The 24,155-nt window shown below is 63.0% G+C and carries 21 protein-coding genes and 1 pseudogene; 14 read left to right on the top strand and 8 right to left on the bottom strand.

What is annotated here, in order from left to right:
• Positions 1-101: 101 nt before the first annotated feature.
• Entirely contained in the window at positions 102-1,034 is a 933-nt protein-coding gene (epsC, locus tag PSAKL28_RS01275) for a serine O-acetyltransferase EpsC (protein ID WP_038605573.1), read from the bottom strand.
• A gap of 294 nt (positions 1,035-1,328) precedes the next feature.
• On the opposite strand from epsC, the gene PSAKL28_RS01270 reads away from it, so the two are divergent.
• The 11 genes from PSAKL28_RS01270 to PSAKL28_RS01220 all read left to right on the top strand — a co-directional run bounded on the left by PSAKL28_RS01270 (position 1,329) and on the right by PSAKL28_RS01220 (position 12,139).
• Positions 1,329-2,327, top strand: a complete 999-nt coding sequence (locus tag PSAKL28_RS01270; protein WP_038605571.1) for a D-cysteine desulfhydrase — start codon at positions 1,329-1,331, stop codon at positions 2,325-2,327.
• Between the two features lie 107 nt (positions 2,328-2,434).
• On the top strand, positions 2,435-3,229 hold the full coding sequence (gene tcyJ / locus PSAKL28_RS01265) for a cystine ABC transporter substrate-binding protein (protein WP_038605568.1): 795 nt from the start codon (positions 2,435-2,437) through the stop codon (positions 3,227-3,229).
• Positions 3,226-3,891 carry a cystine ABC transporter permease gene (gene tcyL / locus PSAKL28_RS01260; RefSeq protein ID WP_051939131.1) on the top strand — a complete coding sequence of 222 codons (666 nt, stop codon included), beginning with the start codon at positions 3,226-3,228 and terminating at the stop codon, positions 3,889-3,891. The genes tcyJ and tcyL overlap by 4 nt, the downstream gene beginning before the upstream one ends.
• A gap of 6 nt (positions 3,892-3,897) precedes the next feature.
• The gene (gene tcyN, locus PSAKL28_RS01255) at positions 3,898-4,659 is read left to right on the top strand and encodes an L-cystine ABC transporter ATP-binding protein TcyN (protein WP_038605566.1); all 762 of its coding nucleotides are present in this window, start codon (positions 3,898-3,900) and stop codon (positions 4,657-4,659) included.
• Between the two features lie 169 nt (positions 4,660-4,828).
• On the top strand, positions 4,829-5,551 hold the full coding sequence (locus PSAKL28_RS01250; protein ID WP_038605564.1) for a hypothetical protein: 723 nt from the start codon (positions 4,829-4,831) through the stop codon (positions 5,549-5,551).
• Between the two features lie 175 nt (positions 5,552-5,726).
• Positions 5,727-6,968 (top strand): SfnB family sulfur acquisition oxidoreductase, encoded by a 1,242-nt coding sequence (locus PSAKL28_RS01245; RefSeq protein ID WP_038605562.1) that lies wholly within the window; start codon positions 5,727-5,729, stop codon positions 6,966-6,968.
• 21 nt (positions 6,969-6,989) lie between these two features.
• Positions 6,990-8,195 carry an SfnB family sulfur acquisition oxidoreductase gene (locus PSAKL28_RS01240; RefSeq protein WP_038605559.1) on the top strand — a complete coding sequence of 402 codons (1,206 nt, stop codon included), beginning with the start codon at positions 6,990-6,992 and terminating at the stop codon, positions 8,193-8,195.
• Positions 8,195-9,580 (top strand): LLM class flavin-dependent oxidoreductase, encoded by a 1,386-nt coding sequence (locus PSAKL28_RS01235; protein WP_038605556.1) that lies wholly within the window; start codon positions 8,195-8,197, stop codon positions 9,578-9,580. The genes PSAKL28_RS01240 and PSAKL28_RS01235 overlap by 1 nt, the downstream gene beginning before the upstream one ends.
• The gene (locus PSAKL28_RS01230) at positions 9,573-10,376 is read left to right on the top strand and encodes a MetQ/NlpA family ABC transporter substrate-binding protein (RefSeq protein WP_038605553.1); all 804 of its coding nucleotides are present in this window, start codon (positions 9,573-9,575) and stop codon (positions 10,374-10,376) included. The genes PSAKL28_RS01235 and PSAKL28_RS01230 overlap by 8 nt, the downstream gene beginning before the upstream one ends.
• Position 10,377: 1 nt before the next feature.
• Entirely contained in the window at positions 10,378-11,505 is a 1,128-nt protein-coding gene (locus PSAKL28_RS01225) for a methionine ABC transporter ATP-binding protein (RefSeq protein WP_038605550.1), read from the top strand.
• Positions 11,495-12,139, top strand: a complete 645-nt coding sequence (locus PSAKL28_RS01220) for a methionine ABC transporter permease (protein ID WP_038605546.1) — start codon at positions 11,495-11,497, stop codon at positions 12,137-12,139. The genes PSAKL28_RS01225 and PSAKL28_RS01220 overlap by 11 nt, the downstream gene beginning before the upstream one ends.
• A 100-nt stretch (positions 12,140-12,239) precedes the next feature.
• Here the strand turns inward: PSAKL28_RS01220 and PSAKL28_RS01215 are convergent, their stop codons facing one another.
• Positions 12,240-13,295 (bottom strand): HAD family hydrolase, encoded by a 1,056-nt coding sequence (locus tag PSAKL28_RS01215; RefSeq protein ID WP_038605542.1) that lies wholly within the window; start codon positions 13,293-13,295, stop codon positions 12,240-12,242.
• 241 nt (positions 13,296-13,536) lie between these two features.
• Between PSAKL28_RS01215 and PSAKL28_RS01210 the strand changes: the two genes are divergently transcribed.
• On the top strand, positions 13,537-14,928 hold the full coding sequence (locus PSAKL28_RS01210; RefSeq protein ID WP_038605539.1) for an L-cystine transporter: 1,392 nt from the start codon (positions 13,537-13,539) through the stop codon (positions 14,926-14,928).
• Positions 14,929-15,002: 74 nt separating this feature from the next.
• Here PSAKL28_RS01210 and PSAKL28_RS01205 read toward each other — a convergent pair whose 3' ends face one another.
• Positions 15,003-15,521, bottom strand: a complete 519-nt coding sequence (locus PSAKL28_RS01205; protein ID WP_038605537.1) for a dihydrofolate reductase — start codon at positions 15,519-15,521, stop codon at positions 15,003-15,005.
• A gap of 75 nt (positions 15,522-15,596) precedes the next feature.
• Between PSAKL28_RS01205 and PSAKL28_RS01200 the strand changes: the two genes are divergently transcribed.
• Together PSAKL28_RS01200 and PSAKL28_RS01195 are read left to right on the top strand one after the other, a co-directional pair.
• Positions 15,597-16,976, top strand: coding sequence for a DUF2868 domain-containing protein (locus tag PSAKL28_RS01200; RefSeq protein WP_038605534.1), 1,380 nt, complete (start codon positions 15,597-15,599; stop codon positions 16,974-16,976).
• Positions 16,969-18,333, top strand: coding sequence for a GTPase/DUF3482 domain-containing protein (locus PSAKL28_RS01195; RefSeq protein WP_038605533.1), 1,365 nt, complete (start codon positions 16,969-16,971; stop codon positions 18,331-18,333). Before PSAKL28_RS01200 ends, PSAKL28_RS01195 begins: the two co-directional genes overlap by 8 nt.
• An 87-nt stretch (positions 18,334-18,420) precedes the next feature.
• Here the strand turns inward: PSAKL28_RS01195 and PSAKL28_RS26635 are convergent.
• The 5 genes and pseudogenes from PSAKL28_RS26635 to PSAKL28_RS01170 form a co-directional block, all read right to left on the bottom strand.
• Positions 18,421-18,966: pseudogene (locus PSAKL28_RS26635) on the bottom strand (phosphonate degradation HD-domain oxygenase); the annotation flags it as partial.
• Between the two features lie 10 nt (positions 18,967-18,976).
• Positions 18,977-20,104 (bottom strand): TIGR03364 family FAD-dependent oxidoreductase, encoded by a 1,128-nt coding sequence (locus PSAKL28_RS01185; protein WP_038605528.1) that lies wholly within the window; start codon positions 20,102-20,104, stop codon positions 18,977-18,979.
• 89 nt (positions 20,105-20,193) lie between these two features.
• On the bottom strand, positions 20,194-21,219 hold the full coding sequence (locus PSAKL28_RS01180; protein WP_038605526.1) for a putative 2-aminoethylphosphonate ABC transporter substrate-binding protein: 1,026 nt from the start codon (positions 21,217-21,219) through the stop codon (positions 20,194-20,196).
• A 41-nt stretch (positions 21,220-21,260) separates the two neighbouring features.
• Complete coding sequence (locus PSAKL28_RS01175; RefSeq protein ID WP_038605523.1) at positions 21,261-22,985, bottom strand: putative 2-aminoethylphosphonate ABC transporter permease subunit; 1,725 nt, start codon at positions 22,983-22,985, stop codon at positions 21,261-21,263.
• Position 22,986: 1 nt separating this feature from the next.
• Entirely contained in the window at positions 22,987-24,051 is a 1,065-nt protein-coding gene (locus PSAKL28_RS01170) for a putative 2-aminoethylphosphonate ABC transporter ATP-binding protein (RefSeq protein WP_038605521.1), read from the bottom strand.
• Positions 24,052-24,155 lie beyond the last annotated feature (104 nt).

Raw genomic sequence — 24,155 nt, 5'->3', positions numbered from 1 at the left:
CGCCGGCAGCGGACCACCGTTTTAACTTGAACAAGCGTTCAAGTTAAACATGGATGGGGTCCGCAATGCGACCCAATGCCGCAATCCAAGCCCTGCTGCGGTTACTTCTGGGTCCCGTCATCGTGCTGCAGATTGGCCTGGGTCAGGTTGCTGCCCGGCGCCACGCTGCGGGTCAACCAGACGTTGCCGCCGATGGTCGAACCCTTGCCGATGGTGATACGCCCCAGAATAGTTGCACCGGCATAAATCACCACGTCGTCCTCGACGATCGGGTGGCGCGGATGGCCTTTTTGCAGTTGCCCGTCTTCGTCCGCCGGGAAGCGTTTGGCCCCCAGGGTCACGGCCTGATAGATGCGTACCCGCTCGCCGATGATCGCCGTTTCGCCAATCACCACACCGGTGCCATGGTCGATGAAGAAGCTCTTGCCGATCTGCGCACCCGGGTGGATGTCGATGCCGGTTGCCGAATGCGCCAGCTCGGAACTGATCCGCGCCAGCAAAGGCAGGCCGGAACGGTAAAGGTGATGGGCCAGACGGTGATGGATCACCGCCAGGATTCCCGGGTAGCACAGCAACACTTCATCGACGCTGCGTGCTGCCGGGTCGCCATGGAAGGCCGCCAGCACGTCAGTGTCGAGCACACTGCGCAGCTCCGGCAACGCGGCAGCGAAGTCCTGGATCAAACGCAGTGCCGTGGCGTCGACGTCGGCCGTGTTGCACTTGCCGTGACGGGCGACATAGCGCAGTTCCAGACGCGCCTGGGCAAGCAAGGCAGTCAGGGCCGAATCGAGGGTATGGCCGACGTAGAAATCTTCGCTTTCCTCGCGCAGGTCCACCGGCCCCAGGCGCATGGGAAACAGCGCCCCGCACAATTGCTCAAGGATGTGACGCATGGCTTCGCGCGAAGGCAGCTCGCGCCCCCCTTGCTCACCACTGCTGCGACCATTGCTGCTGCGCCACTTATCACGGGCGCTACGCAAGCCGGCAACAATGCCCTGCAGTTGCCAATGCCCTGTCTGCGCGTTTTCGCTCACGGTTACGTCTCCTGCCGCGGCGGCGATAATGGAATGAGAAGGCCGCCAGATAGACGCTCACTTTACGGCAAATGCTGGGGGGAGAAAAAATAACCCTTTATTCCAAAACGCAATAAGACCGGCATAAGCCGGTAGGAGCGAGCTTGCCTCGCGATGCGATCGACCTGACAAAACGCTATCGCGGGGCAAGCCCGCTCCCACAGAAGATCGCTCCCACCTTCGCTTACAAGGCCGGGAGTTGCTCGTCGGCCAGTGGCTGCCTATAGTCGGATTTTCCCTTGCAGATGTATTGCCATGATCGACCGACAGCTATCCCGCTTCAATCGTCTGGACCTGCTTGGCGCGCCGACCGCGCTGGAAAAGCTGCACCGCCTCTCGGCCTGGGCTGGCCGTGACATCTACGTCAAACGTGACGACTGCACCCCGCTGGCGCTGGGCGGCAACAAGCTGCGCAAACTCGAATACCTGGCTGCCGATGCCCTGAGCAAGGGCGCCGATACCCTGGTCACCGCCGGGGCAATCCAGTCCAACCATGTGCGCCAGACCGCGGCACTCGCTGCGCAACTGGGCCTGGGTTGTGTCGCGCTGCTGGAAAACCCGATCGGCACCGAATCACCGAACTACCGAGGCAATGGCAACCGCCTGCTACTGGACCTGTTCGATGCCAAGGTCGAGCTTGTGGATAACCTCGACAACGCCGACGAGCAACTGCAATCTCTGGCTGTACGTCTGCACGCCAGCGGGCGCAGACCGTACATCGTGCCGATCGGCGGCTCCAACGCGCTCGGCGCACTGGGCTATGTGCGTGCAGGACTCGAACTTGCCGAACAGATCAAGCACTGCGGCCAGACCTTTGCCGGCGTTGTACTCGCTTCCGGCAGCGCCGGCACCCATAGCGGCCTTGCCATCGCCCTGGCCGAGAAATTGCCAAAGCTGCCGGTGATCGGCGTTACCGTGTCGCGCAACGACGAGGCGCAACGGCCGAAAGTTGAGGGGCTGGCCGAGCGTACCGCCGAACTGCTGGGCATCCACCTGCCGAAGACATTCAAGATCGAACTCTGGGACGAATACTTCGCCCCACGCTATGGCGAACCGAACGCCGGCACCCTCGCCGCCATCCGCCTGCTGGCGAGCCAGGAAGGTTTATTGCTCGACCCGGTGTACACCGGCAAGGCCATGGCCGGCCTGCTCGACGGCATTGCGCGCCAGCGATTCGACGACGGTCCGCTGATTTTCCTGCATACCGGTGGGGCACCGGCATTATTCGCCTACCCTGAGGTCTGGAATAGCTAAATGACATATATGAAAATAATATAAGAAAATGAATTTATATTATTTTTAAGCCTATTAGCGTCACCCTATAGTCGCCAACCACTACACAACAACATTGGGGCTTCGTCATGACAGTAATCGGTAAACAGATTCTCAACGCAGGCGTCGCCCTGCTGCTGGGCGCCAGTCTGCTCGGTCAGGCGGTTGCCGGCGAGCAGCTGAAAACCATCAAGGACAAGGGTGTCATCAACATCGGCCTGGAAGGCACCTACCCGCCGTTCAGCTTCGTCGATGAGAGCGGCAAACTGTCGGGTTTTGAAGTGGAGCTGTCAGAGGCCCTGGCCAAGGAGCTGGGGGTCAAGGCGAAGATCCAGCCAACCAAGTGGGACGGCATCCTGGCTGCCCTGGAGTCCAAACGTCTGGACGCCGTGGTGAACCAGGTGACCATCTCCGAGGAACGCAAGAAGAAGTACGACTTCTCCGAGCCTTACACCGTTTCCGGTATTCAGGCGCTGGTGCTGACGAAAAAGGCCGCCGAGCTGAACATCAAATCCGCTGCCGACCTGGGCGGCAAGAAGGTCGGGGTAGGCCTGGGCACCAACTACGAACAGTGGGTCAAAGCCAATGTACCGACCGCTGACGTGCGCACCTACGAAGACGATCCGACCAAGTTCCAGGAACTGCGTGTCGGCCGTATCGACGCCATCCTGATCGACCGCCTGGCCGCTCTGGAATACGCCAAGAAAGCCAAGGACACTACCGCTGCCGGTGACGCGTTCTCGCGTCAGGAAGCTGGTATCGCCCTGCGCAAGGGCGAGCCTGAACTGCTCGACGCCATCAACAAGGCGCTGGACAAGCTGCGCGCCGACGGCACCCTGGCCAAGCTCTCTGAGAAGTACTTCGGCGCCGATGTGACTAAATGATCGAAGACAGCCTGCAGCTTGCGCTGGACAGCGCGCCCTTTCTGCTCAAGGGCGCGTACTTCACCGTCATTCTCAGCCTCGGCGGAATGTTCTTCGGCTTGCTGCTGGGCTTTGGCCTGGCCCTGATGCGCCTGTCACGCATCAAGCTGGTGAGCTGGATCGCACGGGTCTATGTGTCGTTCTTTCGCGGTACCCCGCTGCTGGTGCAACTGTTCGTGATCTATTACGGCCTGCCCCAGGTAGGCCTGGAACTGGACCCGCTACCGGCGGCGCTGATCGGCTTCTCGCTGAACATGGCCGCCTATGCCTGTGAAATCCTGCGCGCCGCGATCGGCTCCATCGACCGCGGTCAGTGGGAGGCCGCCGCCAGTATCGGCATGACCCGTGGCCAGGCGATGCGCCGGGCCATCCTGCCGCAGGCGGCGCGCACCGCGCTGCCGCCGTTGGGTAACAGTTTCATTTCGCTGGTCAAGGACACCGCCCTGGCCGCGACCATCCAGGTGCCGGAGCTGTTCCGCCAGGCGCAGCTGATCACCGCGCGCACCTTCGAAGTCTTCACTATGTACCTTGCCGCCGCACTGATCTACTGGGTGCTGGCCAGCGTTCTCGCGCACCTGCAGAACCGCCTGGAAGCGCGGGTCAACCGGCACGACCAGGAGTAACGCGGCATGATCGTGGTAGAGCGACTGAGCAAACAGTTCAATGGCCAGACGGTTCTGAACGACATCAGCCTGAAGGTCGAGGCCGGCGAAGTCATCGCCATCATCGGCCCCAGCGGCTCCGGCAAGACGACCTTCCTACGTTGCCTGAACCTGCTGGAAACACCCAGCAGCGGCCGTATCCAGGTCGGTGACGTGACCATCGATGCCAACCTGCCCCTGACCAAACAGCAAGGGCTGATCCGCAAGTTGCGCCAGCAGGTCGGTTTCGTGTTCCAGAACTTCAACCTGTTTCCCCATCGCACGGCGCTGGAGAACGTTATCGAAGGGCCGTTGGTGGTCAAGAAGACCCCGCGTGAGCAAGCCGTTGCCCTGGGTATGAAGCTGTTGGCCAAGGTCGGCCTGGCGGGCAAAGAGGCGTCGTATCCGCGCAAACTGTCCGGCGGCCAGCAGCAACGGGTGGCGATTGCCCGGGCGCTGGCGATGGAGCCTGAAGTGATCCTGTTCGACGAACCGACCTCGGCCCTGGACCCGGAACTGGTCGGCGAAGTACTGGCAACCATCCGCGGCCTGGCCGAAGAAAGACGCACGATGATCATCGTCACCCATGAAATGAGCTTTGCCCGTGATGTCGCCAACCGGGTGATCTTTTTCGACAAGGGCGTGATTGTCGAACAGGGTGAAGCCAGGGCGCTGTTCGCCCACCCCCGGGAAGAGCGAACCCGGCAGTTCCTCGGCAAGTTCCTCGGCGTCCAGAACACCGGGTACTGAGTTCCCCACCAGACCCATCCCCAATCGCGCCCGCAGGTTTTCCCTGTGGGCGTAGTCCTGTTCCGAAGTTTTCCGCCAGCGGCCAAATGGCAGTGTGCGGGCTTGATCCTGCGCGTCTGCTGGCCAATAACCGCCAATCCAGCAGATGCTCATGCCAAGGATGCGCGCCATGTCCAATGTCAGCCAAGGACCCGAACTTTCCCCACCGATTCTCCCCGGCATCAATGCGGCCGGCATTGGCTACCACAGCGCCGCGCGATTACGGGCGCGCGTGCCGATCCAGCCACCCATGGAAGCCGGCGACCTGCTGACCTTGTTCTGGGGCCGGCGCTTTGTCGCCGCCCACAGCCTGCAAGCCCATGAGCCGGATGGCTGCATCGACCTGCGCATACCCGCCAGCTTGCTGCACAACGGTAGCCACCGCCTGCATTACCGCCTGCTCAAACCCGGTCACCACCCGCTGCGCTCACCCGAACTGCAGGTCCTGGTAAAACTCGACTGCCCTGGAGGCAACAGCCCCCACGAGCACTTGCAGCCATTGCAGCTGGCAGGCCGGTTGCGTCGCGAGGGCCTGTTTCTGCACAGCCTGAACAACGACCTGCCCTGCACCCTGGCACCGTACCGGAACATGGCCGAAGGTGACCGGATCACCTTGCGCTGGGGCGACCTGCGCATGGATTTGCCTGGCGTGAGCAAGTGCCAGGTCGGCCAGCCGCTGCAGGCCAGGATCCCTCTGACATTGATCGAGGAAAACGGCCCCGACCCACACCTGGAACTGAGTTACTGCATTCTCGACCGGGTCGGCAACCGCTCGCAGTGGGCGCCCGCCGTGCACCTGCGAGTGTTTGCCGGACGAGCGTCGAGTACTTCTATCTATATTCCAACAAGTTAGTTTATTTAATTTTTATACAGCATTAGGGTATATGAACCGGACCACCGGACCAGCGCATTTCAGTCGGCGCAGCCCGCGCCGACCTTTCCAATACGTGAGGTAAGGTTATGGTCAGGAACACAATCACCCCAGTGCGTAACGCCAGGGCATTGAGTGCAGCCAGGGAGCGGCACTGATGTCCAGTCTGGCAGATACCAACGTCCACAGTGATCTCGACAGCGCCCCGCTGCTGTTGCCGGCCAAGGTCCTGCGCAGTGACGCCGAGGCCCTGCAGGCTGCCCGTGAACTGGCCGAAGTTGCCCGCAGCCAGGCTGCCCGGCGCGACCAGCAACGCAAGCTGCCCTGGGCAGAAATCGAACAGTTCACCCGCAGCGGCCTGGGCAGCATTTCCATTCCCCGCGCCTACGGCGGTGCCCAGGTATCGTTTGTCACCATCGCCGAAGTGTTTCGCATCATCAGCGCCGCCGACCCGGCGCTGGGGCAAATCCCGCAGAACCAGTTCGGCATTCTGCAGTTGCTCAAAGGCACGGCCAGTGAGCGGCAGAAGGACCTGCTGTTCAAATCGGTGCTCGACGGCTGGCGGATCGGTAATGCCGGCCCCGAACGCGGCAGCAAGCACACCTTGGAACTCAAGGCACGGATCACCCGCGAGGGCGACCACTATGTGCTCAGCGGCCAGAAGTTCTATTCCACCGGTGCCCTGTTTGCCCATTGGGTAGCGGTCAAAGCGCTGAACGATGAAGGCCGTCAGGTCATGGCCTTTGTCCGCCGTGGCACACCCGGGCTGCGCATCGTCGATGACTGGTCCGGCTTCGGTCAGCGCACCACCGCCAGCGGCACCGTGCTGCTGGACCGGGTTCAGGTCGACGCGGAACTGGTGATCGACAACTGGCGCCAGAACGAGGTGCCGAATATCCAGGGCGCCGCTTCGCAATTGATCCAGGCTGCCATCGATGCCGGTATTGCTGAAGCCGCGGTCGCCGACGCCATCGCCTTTGTCCGGGAAAAATCACGGCCATGGATCGATGCCAAGGTCGAGCGCGCCAGTGATGACCTCTACGTGATCGCCGATATCGGTCGTCTGCAACTTGAGCTGCATGCGGCCCAGGCCTTGTTGAGCAAGGCGGCGCGCACCCTCGATGAAGTCAACGCCGCGCCTGTGGACGCCGCCTCGGCAGCCCGGGCCTCGATTGCCGTGGCCGAAGCCAAGGTACTGACCACCGAGATCGCCCTGCAAGCCAGCGAGAAGCTCTTCGAGCTGGCCGGCAGCCGCGCCACCCTCGCCGAGTTCAACCTCGACCGGCACTGGCGCAATGCCCGCGTGCACACCCTCCACGACCCGGTGCGCTGGAAATACCACGCCGTCGGCGCCTATCACCTCAACGGTACCTTGCCTGCCCGGCATTCCTGGATCTGACCAGACCACTGGAGCCTATTTATGAGCCTTCTGCCGCAACCGCACGAAAACGTCGCGGTCATCCACACTGACGCCCAGGCTTTGCAGATTGCCGAAGAACTGGCCGGCGAACTGCGCCGCGACAGCATCCTGCGTGATCGCGAACGCCGCCTGCCACACCCGGAACTGGCGCTGTTTTCGCGCTCCGGGCTGTGGGCCATCAGCGTCCCCAAAGCCTTTGGCGGCGCCGGTGTTTCCAACGTTACCCTGGCCAAAGTCATCGCGCGCATCGCCCAGGCCGATGCCTCCCTGGGCCAGATTCCGCAAAACCATTTCTATGCCCTGGAAGTGCTGCGGGTAAACGGCAGTCCGCAGCAACAGCAGCGCCTGTACGCCGAAGTACTGGCCGGCAAACGCTTCGGTAACGCCCTGGCGGAACTTGGGACCAAAACCGCCCATGACCGCACCACGGCCCTGAGCCGGGACGGTGACGGCTACCGCATCAACGGGCGCAAGTTCTACGCCACTGGCGCGCTCTATGCCCAGCGCATTCCCACTTCGGTGGTCGACGAACAGGGCGTGCAGCAGCTGGTGTTTGTCCCCGCCGACAGCGCCGGGCTGCAGGTGATCGACGACTGGAGCGGTTTTGGCCAGCGCACCACCGGCAGCGGCTCGGTGCTGTTCGAGAATGTCTGGGTCGCCGCCGAGGATGTGGTGCCCTTCCAGAGCGCCTTCGAACGGCCGACCACGGTCGGCCCATTGGCGCAGATCCTTCATGCCGCGATCGATACCGGCATCGCCCGCGCCGCCTACGAAGACGCCCTGCAGTTCGTGCGCAGCCGCAGCCGGCCATGGATCGATTCCGGCATCGACAAGGCCAGCGACGATCCGCTGACGCTGAAGTCCTTCGGTCATCTGGCGATCCGTGTGCACGCCGCCGAGGCCCTGCTTGAACGCGCCGGCGAGTACCTCGACCAGGCCCAGGCCGAGCCCAACGCCAGCACCGTGGCCGCTGCCTCCATCGCCGTGGCCGAAGCCCGGGCGATCAGCACCGAAATTTCCCTGGCCGCCGGCAGCACCCTGTTCGAACTGGCCGGCAGCCAGGCCACCCTCGCCGAACATGGCCTCGATCGTCACTGGCGCAACGCCCGCGTACATACCCTGCACGACCCGGTGCGCTGGAAGTACCACGCCATCGGCAACTACTACCTCAACGATGAGAGCCCACCGCTGCGGGGGACCATCTGATGGCCAAGAAGAAAATCCTCCTCAATGCCTTCAACATGAACTGCATTGGCCACATCAATCACGGCCTGTGGACTCACCCACGGGATACGTCCACCCAGTACAAGACGCTGGAGTACTGGACCGAACTGGCCAGGTTGCTTGAGCGCGGGCTGTTCGACGGGCTGTTCATCGCCGACATCGTCGGGGTCTATGACGTTTACCAGAACAACGTCGACGTACCGCTCAAGGAGTCGATCCAGCTGCCGGTCAACGACCCGTTGCTGCTGGTGTCGGCCATGGCCGCGGTGACCCGGCATCTGGGCTTCGGTCTGACCGCCAACCTGACCTACGAGCCGCCCTATCTGTTCGCCCGCAAGCTCTCGACCCTCGATCACCTGAGCCGTGGCCGGGTGGGCTGGAACATCGTCACCGGCTATCTGGACAGTGCCGCCCGGGCCATGGGCCTTGAGCAGCAAGCAGAGCACGACCGCCGCTACGACCAGGCCGACGAATACATGCAGGTGCTGTACAAACTGCTGGAGGGCAGCTGGGAAGACGGCGCGGTAACCAATGACCGCCAGCAGCGGGTCTATGCGCGGCCGGACAAGGTCCACAAGGTGCAGCACCAGGGCGAGTTCTACCGGGTCGAAGGCTATCACCTGTGCGAACCCTCGCCGCAACGTACGCCGGTGCTGTTCCAGGCCGGCAGCTCCGAGCGCGGCCTGGGCTTTGCCGGCAACCATGCCGAATGCGTGTTCATCAGCGGCCAGACCAAGGCCGGTACCCGCGCCCAGGTCGACAAGGTTCGCGCCGCTGCCGTGGCCGCTGGGCGTGATCCCGAGGCGATCAAGGTGTTCATGGGCCTGACCGTGATCGTTGCGCGTACCGAGGAGCAAGCCTGGGCCAAGCACGCCGAATACCTGCGTTACGCCAGCGCCGAAGCAGGGGTTGCGCACTTCGCCAGCTCCACGGGTATCGACTTCTCGGCCTACGCACTGGACGAACCGATCCAGTACGTCAAAAGCAACGCCATCCAGTCGGCAACCAAGACCTTGCAGAACAACGACTGGACCCGGCGCAAGCTGCTCGACCAGCACGCCCTCGGCGGTCGCTACATCACCCTGGTTGGCTCACCGACCCAGGTCGCCGACGAGCTGGAAAGCTGGATCGCCGAAACCGGTCTGGACGGCTTCAACCTGACCCGCACCGTGACCCCGGAAAGCTATGTCGACTTCATCGACCTGGTGATCCCCGAGCTGCAGCGTCGCGGCTCGTACAAGACCGCCTACGAACACGGCACCCTGCGCGAAAAGCTCTTCGCCAGTGACCAGCCCCTGCTGCCCGCCGAGCACCCCGGCGCCAGCTATCGCCACACCACCCCGAGCGGAGCGCTACAGCATGCTTAAGACCTTTCTTGCCCGCCCCGTCGCGGCGCTGGCCCTGACCCTCGGCCTGTTTTCCACCACCCAGGCCGCCGATGCGTTAAAGGTCGGCACCACCGCAGCCTTCGCCATCCCGCTGGAAGCGGCGGTCAGCGAAGCGAAGAAGCAGGGGCTGGATGTCGAACTGATCGAGTTCAGCGACTGGATCGCGCCAAACGTCAGCCTGGCCAGCGGCGACATCGACGTGAATTACTTCCAGCACATCCCGTTCCTGGAAAACGCCAAGGCGGCGGCCGGTTTTGACCTGGTGCCCTATGCATCGGGGATCATCAACAACGTCGGCCTGTACTCGAAAAAGTACAAAAGCTTTGACGCGTTGCCACAAGGCGCCAGCGTGGCCATCGCCAATGACCCGATCAACAGCGGCCGCGGCCTGCAGCTGCTGGCCAAGGCCGGCCTGATCACCCTCAAACCCGGTGTGGGCTACAAGGCCACTGAAGAGGATATCGTCGCCAATCCCAAACAGTTGAAGATCCTCCAGGTCGAAGCCGTGCAACTGGTGCGGGCCTACGATGATGCCGACCTGGTCCAGGGTTATCCGGCCTACATCCGCCTGGCCAATACCTTCGATGCCACCTCGGCCCTGCTGTTCGACGGCCTCGATCACAAGGAATACGTAATCCAGTTCGTCATCCGCCCGCAGAACAAGGACGATCCGCGTCTGGCCAAATTCATCGACATCTATCAGCACTCGCCAGCCGTGCGTGCCGCGCTCGACAAAGCCCATGGCAAGCTTTACCAACCGGGCTGGGAGAGCTGAGATGAGCGCCGCCACCGCCCTCCTGGCGCCGGAGGAGTCCTCCTTTGCGCCGCTGCAGCAGGCCCGGCAACGGGCCCTGCACCCTGAGCTGGGCAACGCCCATGTGCGCTTTATCGGCCTGGGCAAAACCTATCCGGGGCAAACCGCCCCGGCGCTGGAAGGTATCGACCTGAACATTCAGCGCGGCGAAATTTTCGGCATCATCGGCCGCAGCGGCGCGGGCAAGTCGTCGCTGATCCGTACCATCAATCGTCTTGAGCAGCCTAGCGCCGGTCGTGTGCTGATCGATCAGGTCGATATTGGCGAGTTCGATGAAGACCGCTTGGTGCGCCTGCGTCGGCGCATCGGCATGATCTTCCAGCACTTCAACCTGATGTCGGCCAAGACCGTGTGGCAGAACGTCGAGCTGCCGCTCAAGGTCGCCGGCGTACCCAAGGCGCAACGCCAGCGCAAGGTTGCCGAGTTGCTGGAACTGGTCGGCCTTGAACAGAAGCAGCATGCCTATCCCGCGCAATTGTCGGGCGGGCAGAAGCAGCGCGTCGGCATCGCCCGGGCGCTGGTTCACGACCCGGACATTCTCCTCTGCGATGAAGCGACCTCGGCCCTCGACCCGGAAACCACCGCGTCGATTCTTGAGCTGCTGCGCGACATCAACCAGCGCCTGGGCCTGACCATCATCCTGATCACCCACGAAATGGCAATGATCCGCGACATCTGCCAGCGGGTGGTGGTACTGGAACGCGGACGTATCGTCGAGCAAGGCGCGGTCTGGCAGGTCTTCGGCAATCCCCGCCACGCCGTCAGCAAGACCCTGCTCGCGCCCTTGCAAGCCGCCGTGCCGGCCACGTTGCAGGCCCGCCTGCAGCCGCAACCGGGCAGTGCCGAAGCGGCGCTGGTGCTGAACCTCAAAGTCAGCGGCACTGAACGCCAGGCACCGGAGTTATCCACATTGTTCGCCAGCCTCGGTGGCCGGATCAGCTTGCTGCAAGGCGGTATCGAGCCGATCCAGGGGCGGCCGCTGGGGCAATTGCTGGTGTCGGTGGCGAACTCGCCGCACAGCCATGAACAGGTCATCGAACGTGCCCGGCAGTGGGCCACGCAGGTAGAGGTACTGGGTTATGTGGACTGATCGCTTGCTCCAGGGCGTACTCGATACCCTGTTGATGGTCGGGGTGTCGTCGCTGATCGCCCTGCTGGCCGGGATTCCGTTGGCGGTGATCCTGGTCACCAGCGGCAAGGGCGGGATTTACCAGGCGCCGACCCTGAACCGGGTGCTCGGGGCCTTCGTTAATCTGTTCCGCTCGATCCCGTTTCTGATCCTGATGGTCGCGCTGATCCCCTTTACCCGCCTGATTGTCGGTACCACCTATGGGGTCTGGGCGGCGGTGGTGCCACTGACCATTGCCGCCACACCGTTCTTTGCGCGGATCGCCGAAGTCAGCCTGCGCGAAGTCGACCATGGCCTGATCGAAGCCGCCCAGGCCATGGGCTGCCGACGCTGGCATATCGTCTGGCACGTACTGCTGCCCGAGGCCCTGCCGGGCATCGTCGGCGGTTTCACCATCACCCTGGTGACCATGATCAACTCCTCGGCCATGGCCGGTGCCATCGGTGCTGGCGGCCTGGGCGATATCGCCTACCGCTACGGCTACCAGCGTTTCGACAGCCAGATCATGCTCACCGTGATTGTCATGCTGGTGGTGTTGGTGGCCTTGATCCAGCTGGGTGGTGACCGGCTGGCCAAGGGTTTGAATAAACGCTGATCCCCCTGTGGGAGGGGCTACCGGTGGGAGCGGGCTTGCCCCGCGATAGCGGTCTGTCTGCCACACAGCATCGCGGGGCAAGCCCGCTCCCACAGGGTCCCTATTGAATCTGCTCAGGAGTAACAATCACCCAGTTCTTGTCCGCCGTCACCGGCAAGCCCTCTTTGGCCTGGGCGGCCGCGTTCTGGGCGATCATGCCGTTGAGCTGGTCCATGTACTTGGCTTTGCGATTTATCCACAGGTGAATACCGCCCTTGCCGACATCGACACTGTGGAACTGCATGTAGCCGTCACTGGTGGGTGTATCGCCACCAACCAGTACCGGCTTCTTCCATTGATCGATGTAGGTCAGGATCGCCGCCTGTTTGCCCGCCATCCAGGTTGCCGGGGTCCATAGATAAGGGGTCAGTTCCAGGCCCAGGTTGGCCTGCGGGTCATAACTGCCCGCGCTGATCTGTTTGCGCGCGGTGGTCAAAGCGCCATTCTCGCGATCCTTGAGCAGCAGGCTGACACCGATGACATTCTGCGGTTTGACGTTGTAGCCGTATTTGGGGTCGGAGGCGACCATGCGCACCAGCTCTTCGGAGGCGGCGGTCATCACATACACCTCGATGCCGCTGGCCATCAGCTTGTTGAACAGCTCGGTCTGGCCGGTGAAGATTTTCGGTGGCTGTACCTCGATGGTCTTGACCTGATCGCCCTCGTAGTAGGTGCTGGGGATCGGTTTGCCCGAGGCCATCAGCTCATCGACATAGCCCTTGAGCTGCTTGAGAGTGAAGCCGGAAAACACCTGGGCGACCCAGGGATAGCAGACCATGTCGTCGATTTCACAGAGCCGGTAGTAGTAGCTGAACAGGCTTTCCTTATGTTCGGCAGTGTCTTTGAACGGCATCAGCTTCAACGACGGATCAAGCTTTTCCCGGCTGAGCAGGCCCTTGTTTTCCATGAACGGCAACAGCGACTCTTCGAGGTCGAAGCGATAGCTGGTGTTGTCCATGTCGAACACCGCGTAGTTACCCTGGTTGGCATTGGCCGCGATCATCGTGTCCAGCTGCCTGGCAGCGTCAGCAGGCCAATGCTTGAGTTCGCTGGCCCAGGTTTGACCGGTCAGCAGCAGTGCCAGACCGGCAGCGAGTACTTTCGGAGCAGACGTCATGTGCATTTCTCCAGAAAAGAGGCTCGCCCACGCTAGCCAAAGCAAAGCGCTGAGGACGACCTGACAACGACGCCAACACACTCCTCAGCGGCGTTGCACATGCCATTTGCGACATTCCTATATTCCAAAAACGACTATGCAAATTACCTTTTGATATAAATTCGTTCGTTTTCATGCTGTTAGCATTTCTGTTCGCAATCGCACACAGAGGCGATGCCCCCGCCTTTTCTCTGGAGCTTCAATGAATCTGCCGCTGTCACTCAATCTGCTGGCGTTCCTGGCATTGCTGCTAGGCCTGGCTCAAACCCGTCATGGCAACTGGAGTCTGGCCAAGAAAGTTCTGGTCGGCCTGGTCCTCGGTGTGCTGTTCGGGGCTGCCCTGCACGCCATCTATGGCGCGGGTAACCCGATCCTCAAGGCCACCATCAGCTGGCTCGATCTGGTCGGTAACGGCTATGTGCAGTTGCTGCAGATGATCGTCATGCCGCTGATCTTCGCCTCGATCCTCAGCGCCGTGGCTCGCCTGCACAACGCCTCGTCGCTCGGCAGAATCAGCTTCCTGACCATCGGCACCCTGCTGTTCACTACGGCCATTGCCGCGCTGATCGGTATCGTCCTGACCAACCTGTTCGGTCTGACCGCCGAAGGCCTGGTTGCCGGCACCGCCGAAACCGCGCGGATGCAGGCGATCCAGAGCGACTACGTGGGCAAGGTCGCCGAGCTGAATATCCCGCAACTGCTGCTGTCGTTCATCCCCAGCAACCCGGTAGGCGACCTGGCCCGGGCCAAGCCGACGTCGATCATCAGCGTGGTGATCTTTGCCGTGTTCCTCGGCATGGCTGCCCTGCAGCTGCTCAAGGATGACGCGGAAAAGGGCAACCGCGCCCTGGCCGCCATCGACACCCTGCAAGCCTGGGTGATGCGTCTGGTGCGCCTGGTGATGAAGCTCACCCCGTATGGCGTGCTGGCGCTGATGACCAAGGTGGTCGCCAGCTCGAACCTGGACGACATCCTCAAGCTCGGCAGCTTTGTCGTGGTGTCTTACATCGGCCTGGGCCTGATGTTCGTGGTGCACGGCGTGCTGCTGGCGATCAGCGGCGTCAATCCGCTACGTTTCTTCCGCAAGGTCTGGCCGGTACTGACCTTTGCCTTCACCAGCCGCTCCAGCGCCGCCAGCATCCCGCTGAGCATCGAGGCACAAACCCTGCGCCTGGGTATTCCGCAGTCGATTGCCAGCTTCGCCGCTTCGTTCGGCGCGACCATCGGCCAGAACGGTTGTGCCGGTCTGTACCCGGCAATGCTGGCGGTGATGGTGGCTCCGGCCGTCGGCATCAACCCGCTGGATCCGCTGTGGATTGCCACGCTGGTGGCCATCGTGACCCTGAGTTCGGCCGGCGTGGCCGGGGTGGGCGGCGGTGCGACTTTCGCCGCGCTGATCGTGTTGCCGGCCATGGGCTTGCCGGTCGAGCTGGTGGCGTTACTGATCTCGGTTGAACCGCTGATCGACATGGGCCGCACGGCGCTGAACGTGAATGGTTCGATGACGGCGGGGGCGATTACCAGCCAGATGCTCAAGCAGACTGACAAGTCAGTGCTGGAGACTCAGGAGCATGCGCAGCTGACGCATTCCTGAGGAAATCGCGGGGCAAGCCCGCTCCCACAGAGATCATCAACCTCCTGTGGGAGCGGGCTTGCCCCGCGATGCTTTCAAACCTTCTCCCAAACCTCGAAGTGATACGCCGGCTTCTCTCCCTCCGCCGGATTCTCCTGGCTCGACGCCAACGTCCACTGCGCCGCATCAAACTCAGGGAACCACGCGTCCCCTTCCGGGCTCAATTCGACCCGCGTCAGATACAGCCGATCCGCCAGGCCACGCTCAATCGCCTGGGTATACAGCTGCGCGCCACCAATCAGCATCAGCTCATCGACACCCTGCGCCAGCGCCCACTGCTCGGCGCGCAGCATGGCCTCGTCGAGCGAAGCGAACACTTCGGCACCTTCGAGCTGCAGCCCGGGCTGGCGGCTGACCACCAGGTTCAAACGCCCAGGCAATGGCCGGCCCAACGAATCCCAGGTCTTGCGCCCCATGATGATCGGCTTGCCCAGGGTGGTGGCCTTGAAATACTTGAAATCCCCCGGCAGGTGCCAGGGCATGCTGTTGTCGATGCCGATTACGCGGTTCTCGGCGAGCGCCGCGATCAGGCTGAGGGGGAGTGATGTTTTCATGTCGGCGAGGATAGCAAAGCCCGATCTTCGATGCCTGGGTTATGCTTTGGGCTGACTTGATCAATGGAAGACTGTGTGACTGCACTGACTGACCTGGACAAACGCTGGCTCACTGAGGCGGTACGCCTGCGCGAGGAACATGCAGGCCCCCTGGAGGATCAGGAAGCCAATCGCCGCGCCCGGCAACTGGGTGGCGATCTGCCGATGCGCATCGAACAGCGCGCCCTGTGGCTGGCCGAACGCGACGGCATGCGCAGCGCCCTGCAGCACTGGAAACAAGGTGCGCGCCTGGCCCTGGCGCTGTTGCTGGTGCTGGCAATTTTCAGCGGCGCCGGTCTGGCCCTGGCCGCTCTGGGCGACAGCCAGCGTCCGGTGAATGTGTTCTGGGCGCTGGGCAGCCTGCTGGGCTTGAACCTGTTGTTGCTGGCCGGCTGGGCCGTGGGCTTTATCTTCGCCGGTGAGCAAGGCGCGACCTTGGGCAGGCTGTGGTTATGGCTCAGCGAAAAATTCGCCCGTGATGCCCAGGCTGCACATTTAGCCCCCGCCCTGCTGGTGTTGCTGCAACGCCAGAAGCTCAACCGCTGGCTGCTCGGGCTGCTGGTTCACAGCCTATGGCTGGTCGCCTTGGGCACAGCGCTGATGATGATGCTGATTCTGCTCGCCACCCGGCGTTACGGTTTCGTCTGGGAGACCACCATTCTCGGCGCCGACACCTTCGTCGGCCTGACCCAGGCCCTCGGCGCCCTGCCTGCCTTGCTCGGCTTCAATGTGCCGGACATCGACATGATCCGCGCCAGTGGCGACAGCCAACCCGCGCTTGAACTGGCCCGCCAGGCCTGGGCCAGCTGGCTGCTCGGGGTGTTGCTGGTATTCGGCATCCTTCCACGTTTGCTGCTCGCCGCCTTGTGCCTGTGGCGCTGGCGCAGCGGCCGCAAGCGCCTGGGCCTGGACCTCAATCTCCCCGGCTACAGCCAGTTGCGCGAAGCGCTGATGCCCAGCAGCGAACGCCTTGGTGTCAACGATGCCGCGCCGGATGCCTTGCCGCAGATTGTCCGTGGCGTGGGTGATGAACACAGTGACGGCGCCTTGCTGGTCGGCCTGGAGCTGGACGACCAGCGCCCCTGGCCGCCCGTCTTGCCCGCCACGGTCAGCAACGCCGGCGTGCTCGACAGCCGCGAGTCGCGCAACAAATTGCTCGAACAACTCAGCCGCTTCCCGCCGGCGCGCCTGGCCATCGCCTGCGACCCGCGTCGCTCGCCAGACCGTGGCAGCCTGGCGCTGCTCGCCGAACTTGCGCGCAATGCCGGCGCCACCCGCATCTGGCTGTTGCAGGCCCTGCCCGGCCAGGCCCTGGATGCCGATCGCCTCGGCGACTGGCATCAGGCGCTCGACCAGCTTGGGCTCGAGCACGCCGACAGCGCCCCTCTGAACTGGCTGGAGCATGGCCATGACTAAGCCGCTGAAACTGGCCGTGGTCGGCCACACCAACGTCGGCAAGACGTCACTGTTGCGCACCCTGACCCGTGATGTCGGCTTTGGCGAAGTCTCCCATCGGCCCAGCACCACCCGCCATGTCGAAGGTGCGCGGCTGTCGGTGGATGGCGAACCGCTGCTGGAGCTCTATGACACTCCCGGCCTGGAAGACGCCATTGCCCTGCTCGACTACCTCGAACGCCTGGAACGACCGGGCGAACGCCTCGACGGTCCGGCGCGCCTGGAACGTTTTCTTCAGGGCAGCGAAGCGCGCCAGCGTTTCGAGCAGGAAGCCAAGGTGCTGCGCCAGCTGCTGGCCAGCGATGCCGGCCTGTATGTGATCGATGCCCGCGAACCGGTGCTGGCCAAATACCGGGATGAACTGGAAGTGCTCGCCAGCTGCGGTAAACCGCTGCTGCCGGTGCTCAACTTTGTCGCCAGCAGCGACCACCGCGAGCCTGACTGGCGTGAAGCGCTAGCCCGGCTTGGTCTTCATGCGCTGGTGCGTTTCGACAGCGTCGCGCCCCCGGAAGATGGTGAACGGCGCCTCTACGAAAGCCTGGCGCTGATGCTCGAAAAGTCCCGCCCGGCCCTGCAACGCCTGATCGACGATCAACAGGCCCAGCGTCTGGCCCGCCAGCTCAGTGGCAAACGCCTGATTGCCGAATTGCTGCTCGATTGCGCCGCCTGCCGTCGTAGCGTGGTGGCCGAGCCGGGTGCTGAAGCAATCGCTATCGAAGCCTTGCGCAAGGAGGTTCGCCAGCGTGAACAACGTTGCGTCGAGGCCTTGCTCAAGCTGTATGCGTTTCGCAAGGATGACGCCAGTGCCAGCGAATTGCCGCTGCTGGACGGGCGTTGGGGTGATGACCTGTTCAATCCCGAGACCCTTAAATTGCTGGGCGTACGCCTTGGTAGCGGGGTGGCCGCCGGCGCGGCGGCGGGTGCCGGTGTCGATCTGCTGGTCGGTGGCCTGACCCTGGGTGCTGCGGCGCTGGCCGGGGCCATTGCCGGTGGTGCATTGCAGACTGCGCGCAGCTACGGTTCACGCCTGCTGGGCAAGCTCAAGGGACAGCGGGAATTAACGGTAGATGACAGCGTGTTGCGCCTGTTGGCCCTGCGTCAGCATCAGCTGATCCAGGCGCTGGACAGCCGCGGGCATGCGGCGATGGAGCGGATCAAGCTGAGCGCGCCGCAGGAGCAGAGCTGGCGTGAAGGCAAGCTGCCGGACGCCTTGAGCAAAGCCCGGGCGCATCCGCAGTGGTCGTCGCTCAATCCCGGTGCGCGACTCAATCAGGCCGAGCGCCAGGAGCAGATCGACCTGTTGGTGCGGGAGCTTTAGGGCCTTTTCGCGGGGCAAGCCCGCTCCCACAGGGTATTGATTCAACCCGGTGGGAGCGGGCTTGCCCCGCGAAATACACTCAATGCAAAGCGCCAAGGCCTTGGCCTTGAGCACGTCCAGATCAATCACCGGCACATGCATCTCCTTGGCCAGCTCATCCCATTCGCGCATGCGCAGGCTCACCTTGCACAGCGGATCGTGCTCGAAGGCATCGGCCTCAGCCTCGCTCATCACCCCGCCCTGATACTCCAGGGTGCGCCGGCTGGCTTCGCTCAATCGCTGGTAATAGCCCGGTTTACGCAAAGTCAGATAACGCTTGGCCTCGACGTGGTATTGCACCAGCTTGGCCAGTCGCTCGCTGAAACCGCAGCGCAGCAGATAGTTGGCGCCAACCTGCTCATGGCTGACCACACCGTAGCCACCCATGTCGCCTTCGGCACCACCACAGATGTGGCCGATGTCGTGGAAGAACGCCGCCAGCACCACCTCATCATCAAAACCTTCATCCAGCGCCAGCTGCGCCGCCTGGGACATGTGCTCCAGCTGCGACACCGGCTCGCCGATATAGTCTTCATCACCATGCTGCTGGTACAGGGCGAATATTTCGCTGACAACCTGTTCGGCCGTTCTCATCGTTATCCCCTCAAGCGCTTTCGTTGAACAGTCGAGCGATATGCCGCTCGGCCAGGGCCGGTCCGACGCTCATGCCGACGCCACTGTGCATCAGCGCCGCGCTGATACCCGGCGCCACCTGCAACAGCGAAAACGGTCCGCGACCGCCAGAACCATAGACGCCCTGCCAGCGTTCGACCACCTCGATCCGGCCGCCGAGGGTGTGCTCGGCCAGTTCGATCATCCAGTTGTCGACCTGTTCGGCATTGAACGGCGCGGCATCGCTGCCATAGGCGTGCGAGTCGCCGATGATCAGCTCGCCATGGGGCGTGGGGCTGATCAGCAAGTGAATGCCATGCTCCATCAGGTGCGGACTGTCGCTAAGCAATTGCGTCTTGAGGGCCTGGGCCTGAGGCAGGTCGGCGAAGGCGCCGTAATGCACGCAGCTCAGCCCGGTCAGCAGGGCATGCTGCAAGTCCAGTTTGAAACGCGGGCGGGCACGCAGCATCTGCAAGCGGCAGACCTGTGGTTGCAGCTTGGCGATGGGTTCGGCGAGCAGGGTCTGATAATCATGCCCGGAACAGACCACGATCTGCGTGGCGCTGAAGTCGCCTGCGGTGGTCGAGACTTTGCCTGGTTCAATATCGCGAACCAGGGTGGAGAAATGAAACTGCACATCCAGTTCCTGCTGCAGGAAGCGGATCAGTGTGGGGATGGCTTCACGGGAGTACAGCTGCTGGTCGTCCAGCCCACGCAACGCCGCGCGGTGGTGCCGAAACTGGCCACCGTAAAGATCGTTGAGGGCAGCACCTGACAACAGCTCGACCTTGTAACCGTGCTCTACGGCCCGTTCGGCGCAAAAGGCTTCGAGCAGTTCCTGTTCAAGGGCAGTACGGGCGAAAAATAGCGAACCATTGCTCTTCAATTCGAAGCCGGCCTGACGCGACCAGTGCGCCCAGATTCCGCGGCTGGCCTTGGCCAGCTCCAGCATTTCACCCGGTGGCTGGCCGGTGACCAGCGCCTGGCCGAAGTTGCGTACCGAGGCACCCAACGGGGTAGCGGTGCGTTCGAAAACACGCACCTTGAGGCCGCGCCGGGCGGCGGCGTAGGCATGGGACAGGCCTAGAATGCCGGCGCCGACGATTAGTAGATCGGTCATTGGGATCTCCTTGAGGATCGCGGGGCAAGCCCGCTCCCACCGGGACTGTGTAATCCCCTGTGGGAGCGGGCTTGCCCCGCGATGCGGTCTTACTGCTGCGCCACCTTCTCCGACTTGCCGTCATAGCGCTTGCGCCATTCAGCGAGGATGCTGTCGCGGTTCTGCGAGGCCCAGGCAAAGTCGTTCTTGATCAAGCGCTGCTCGTAGTCGGCCGGCAGCTCGGTCTGCGGCTTGGCGATACCCGGCTGAGCGAGCACAGCAAAGTTTTCCTTGTACAGCTCCATCGCTGCCGGGCTTGCCGAGAAATCGGCCAGACGCTTGGCGGCATCTTCATGCTTGCTGCCCTTGAGCACGGCGGTGGCTTCGATTTCCCAGCCCAGGCCTTCCTTCGGCAGAACGATGTCCAGCGGCGCGCCCTGACGCTTGAGCTGCACGGCCGGGTATTCAAAGGAGATACCGATCGGGAACTCACCGGCCGCCGCCAGCTTGCACGGCTTGGAACCGGAATGAACATACTGGCCGATGTTCTGGTGCAGGCCGTCCATGTACGCCCAGCCCTGCTTCTCGCCAAAGGTCTGCAACCAGGCGCTGACATCGAGGAAGCCGGTGCCGGACGATGCCGGGTTCGGCATGACGATCTTGCCCTTGTACTCAGGCTTGGTCAGGTCCTGCCAGCTCACCGGCTTGGTCAGGCCCTGCTTCTCGGCTTCGATGGTGTTGAAGCAGATGGTCGCCGCCCAGACGTCCATACCGACCCAGGCTGGTGGATTGGCGGCATCGCGGTAGTTGCCGCCGATCTTGTCCAGATCCTTCGGTGCGTAGCTTTGCAGCATGCCCTGCTGGTCGAGGATCGCCAGGCTGGAAGCGGCCAGGCCCCACACCGCATCAGCCTGCGGGCGGTCTTTTTCGGCCAGCAGCTTGGCGGTGATGATGCCGGTGGAATCGCGTACCCACTTGATCTCGATATCCGGGTTGGCCTTTTCGAAGGCCTGCTTGTAGCTCTTGAGTTGTTCGGCTTCAAGCGCGGTATAAACCGTCAGCTGGGTGTCAGCGGCAGTGGCCTGCAGACTGAACGCAGTGAGGACGGCAGCGGCAAGAGCAAGTGGCTTGAACATGATGCGGTTCCTTTGAACGGTACGAGGGATGGGTAAGGCAATCACTGGCCCGGCGCGCGCTGGCGCCAGGCTTGGGAACGTTGCAGCAGGCCGCGCGAGGCCCAGGCCAGGAGCAGCGAAACGCTGGCGCTGGTCAGCAGGATCAGGGTCGACATCGCCGCCGCGCCGCCGACATTGCCGGCATCGTCCATGTTCAACACGGCGACGGCGGCTAGGATGGTGTCCGGGCTGTAGAGGAAGATCGCCGCCGACACCGTGGTCATCGCCGACACGAACAGGTAGCGGATGATGTCCAGCAGTGCCGGCAGGCAGATCGGTACGGTGACCCGCAGAAAGTGCCGGTACAACGGCGCCTTGAGCGACAGCGCAGCGGCTTCGAACTCACCGTCGAGCTGGCGCAGGGCGGTGGTCGCGGTCATGTTTGCGGTGGTCAAATAGTGAGCAATGGTGCACACCACCAGCAGCGCCATGCTGCCGTAGAACACATGCAGCGGGTTGCTGGTCAGGTTGAAGAAGAACACGTAGCCCAGGCCCAGAACCAAACCGGGTACCGCCATCGGCACGAAGCTGAGCAAGCGCAGCAGCAGATTGAGTGAACGCTGGCCCTTGGTTTTTTCCATCAGGTAGGCGCCGGTGAATATCACCGCGCTGCCGATCAATGCGGTGCCCAGCGCCATGGTCAGGCTGTTGGTGTAAGCCAGCCAGCCACCACCCGCGGTTTCATCGAACTGATAGTGCTTGAGCGACAAGGTCATGTTGTACGGCCAGAAGGTCACCAGCGACGAGTACACCGCCATGCCCACCACCAACAGCAACACCGCACAGACCGTCAGCACCACAGCCAGGAACCAGGCATCGCGACGACGCGACGGCTGCGGCACGAACACCTGGGCACGACCGCTCATGGCATCACCCTGACGACGACGCAACCAGGCATCGACGGCGAAGCTGAGTAGCGCCGGCACCAGCAGGACCATGCCGATCAACGCACCGCGACCGAACTGCTGCTGACCGACCACCGCCTTATAGGCTTCCAGAGCCAGCACTTGATAGTCGCCACCGACCACCACCGGCACACCGAAATCGGTGATGGTCAGGGTGAACACCAGGCAGAACGCCGCGAACACCGCCTGACGGGTCGCCGGCCAGGTGATGCTGTGGAAGGCGCGCCAGGGACCGGCACCCATGCTCGAAGCAGCATCGAACAAGCGCGCATCGGCCAGCGACAGCGCCGACAGCAGGATCATCAGGGCATGTGGAAAGGTGTAGATGGCCTCGCCGAGGACAATGCCCCAGAAGCCATAGATATTGTCGCTGAGCAGCCCGCGCAGCAGCCCCTGGTTGCCGAACAGGTAGACCAGGGCAATGGCTGGCAACATCGACGGCGCCAGCAAGGGCAGCAGCGAGATGCCGCGCCAGATGCGCTTGCCGGGGATCAGCGTGCGTTGCAAGGCGTAGGCGAACAGGTAGGCCAGCGGCACGACAATCGCGGCGACGCTGAGAGAAACTTTGAGGCTGTTGCCCAGCAGCCAGTGAAAGTTGGCGCTGGCAAACAGTTCACGTGCGGCGACCAGACCACCGCCCTGCCCGGCATCGCTGCTGAAGCCGCGCCAGAAAATCGCCAGCAGCGGCATCAACACCGCAACCGTCAGCAGGAGCAGCAGCAACCATTTACCGCCGACCACGAACAGTCGATCACCCAGTGAAGCGCCGGAACGCTGTGCTGCCTTCGCCTGCGCGATCGGCATGGCCATTGGCGCGGCCATCTCAGGCAAACACCTGCAGGCTGCGCGGCGGCAGGGCGACCCAGATGTCCTGCGAACCCAGGCGCGGCATCGACTCGGGCGCGACCTCGGCCAGCAGCGCGTGACCCGGCAGCTCGTTGAACTCGAAACTCATGCGGCAGCGGTTACCGAGGAAGGTGATTTCGCGCACCCGCGCCGGAAACAGGTTCTCTTCATGCACCGGCGGATTGACGCTGATCGCTTCAGGACGGCAGAACAAACGACCGCTGCGCGCCTGGCCGGCACCGTCGGCCAGACGCATGTTCAAGCCGCCGACCTGGGCGTGGCTGTCGGTGTGGCGCTGGAACGGCAGCCAGTTGCCCTGGCCGACGAACTCAGCCACGAACGGCGTAGCCGGTTTGTCGTAGATTTCCTGGGGCGTAGCGTATTGCTCGACCTGACCGTTGTTCATCACCGCAATGCGGTCGGCCATGAGCATGGCTTCGTCCTGGTTGTGGGTGACCATCAGGGTGGTGATGCCCAACTGGCGTTGCAGCTGGCGCAGCTCGGTACACAGGTGCTCGCGGACGCGGGCGTCGAGGGCCGACATCGGCTCGTCAAGCAGCAGCAACGAAGGTGCCGGAGCCAGGGCACGCGCCAGGGCTACCCGTTGCTGTTGGCCACCGGAAAGCTGGCCGGGGTACTTTTTCTCGCTGCCGGTCAAACCGACCAGCTCAAGCATCTGCGCCACCCGCTGGCGCACTTCGTCACGACCGCTGCCGGCCAGGCCATAGGCGATGTTGGCCTCGACCGTCAGGTTCGGGAACAGCGCATAGGACTGGAACAGGATGCCGTAGTCACGGGCCTGGGGCGGCAACTCGGAGATATCGCGGTCGCCGATGTACAAAGTGCCTCGGTCCTGGCGTTCGAGGCCGGCGATGCAGCGCAGCAGTGTGGTCTTGCCACAGCCGGACGGGCCGAGCAGGCACACCAGTTCACCGGCGGCGATGTCGAGGGAGACATCCTGCAGGGCGGTAAAGGCGCCGAAGCGCTTGTGGATACCGCGCACTTTCATCTGTGCGCCTGGGTTTGCGACCGGAGTGTTCATGGCAGGACCTCATCGAACGAATGAGGGCCATGCTAGGGAGGTAATGCGAAGGTTCTGTGGCTGGGAAGCAAAAGATGGTGATAGTGGTATAGGCAGATTTGGGT

This window comes from Pseudomonas alkylphenolica, assembly GCF_000746525.1.
In the GTDB taxonomy this organism is placed as follows: domain Bacteria; phylum Pseudomonadota; class Gammaproteobacteria; order Pseudomonadales; family Pseudomonadaceae; genus Aquipseudomonas; species Aquipseudomonas alkylphenolica.
Note: the sequence above shows the minus strand (reverse complement) of the source record. Positions and strands in the feature narration are given on the sequence as shown.

Bases quoted from the DNA above. Each gene is read 5' to 3' on its own strand.
- PSAKL28_RS01180 (WP_038605526.1), bottom strand. From the start codon at position 21,219: ATGTTCAAGCCACTTGCTCTTGCCGCTGCCGTCCTCACTGCGTTCAGT.
- PSAKL28_RS01220 (WP_038605546.1), top strand. From the start codon at position 11,495: ATGTGGACTGATCGCTTGCTCCAGGGCGTACTCGATACCCTGTTGATG.
- PSAKL28_RS01170 (WP_038605521.1), bottom strand. From the start codon at position 24,051: ATGAACACTCCGGTCGCAAACCCAGGCGCACAGATGAAAGTGCGCGGT.
- PSAKL28_RS01215 (WP_038605542.1), bottom strand. From the start codon at position 13,295: ATGACGTCTGCTCCGAAAGTACTCGCTGCCGGTCTGGCACTGCTGCTG.
- PSAKL28_RS01185 (WP_038605528.1), bottom strand. From the start codon at position 20,104: ATGACCGATCTACTAATCGTCGGCGCCGGCATTCTAGGCCTGTCCCAT.
- tcyN (WP_038605566.1), top strand. From the start codon at position 3,898: ATGATCGTGGTAGAGCGACTGAGCAAACAGTTCAATGGCCAGACGGTT.
- PSAKL28_RS01230 (WP_038605553.1), top strand. From the start codon at position 9,573: ATGCTTAAGACCTTTCTTGCCCGCCCCGTCGCGGCGCTGGCCCTGACC.
- tcyL (WP_051939131.1), top strand. From the start codon at position 3,226: ATGATCGAAGACAGCCTGCAGCTTGCGCTGGACAGCGCGCCCTTTCTG.
- PSAKL28_RS01225 (WP_038605550.1), top strand. From the start codon at position 10,378: ATGAGCGCCGCCACCGCCCTCCTGGCGCCGGAGGAGTCCTCCTTTGCG.
- PSAKL28_RS01175 (WP_038605523.1), bottom strand. From the start codon at position 22,985: ATGGCCGCGCCAATGGCCATGCCGATCGCGCAGGCGAAGGCAGCACAG.
- PSAKL28_RS01210 (WP_038605539.1), top strand. From the start codon at position 13,537: ATGAATCTGCCGCTGTCACTCAATCTGCTGGCGTTCCTGGCATTGCTG.
- PSAKL28_RS01250 (WP_038605564.1), top strand. From the start codon at position 4,829: ATGTCCAATGTCAGCCAAGGACCCGAACTTTCCCCACCGATTCTCCCC.
- PSAKL28_RS01195 (WP_038605533.1), top strand. From the start codon at position 16,969: ATGACTAAGCCGCTGAAACTGGCCGTGGTCGGCCACACCAACGTCGGC.
- PSAKL28_RS01270 (WP_038605571.1), top strand. From the start codon at position 1,329: ATGATCGACCGACAGCTATCCCGCTTCAATCGTCTGGACCTGCTTGGC.
- tcyJ (WP_038605568.1), top strand. From the start codon at position 2,435: ATGACAGTAATCGGTAAACAGATTCTCAACGCAGGCGTCGCCCTGCTG.
- PSAKL28_RS01235 (WP_038605556.1), top strand. From the start codon at position 8,195: ATGGCCAAGAAGAAAATCCTCCTCAATGCCTTCAACATGAACTGCATT.
- PSAKL28_RS01240 (WP_038605559.1), top strand. From the start codon at position 6,990: ATGAGCCTTCTGCCGCAACCGCACGAAAACGTCGCGGTCATCCACACT.
- PSAKL28_RS01245 (WP_038605562.1), top strand. From the start codon at position 5,727: ATGTCCAGTCTGGCAGATACCAACGTCCACAGTGATCTCGACAGCGCC.
- PSAKL28_RS01205 (WP_038605537.1), bottom strand. From the start codon at position 15,521: ATGAAAACATCACTCCCCCTCAGCCTGATCGCGGCGCTCGCCGAGAAC.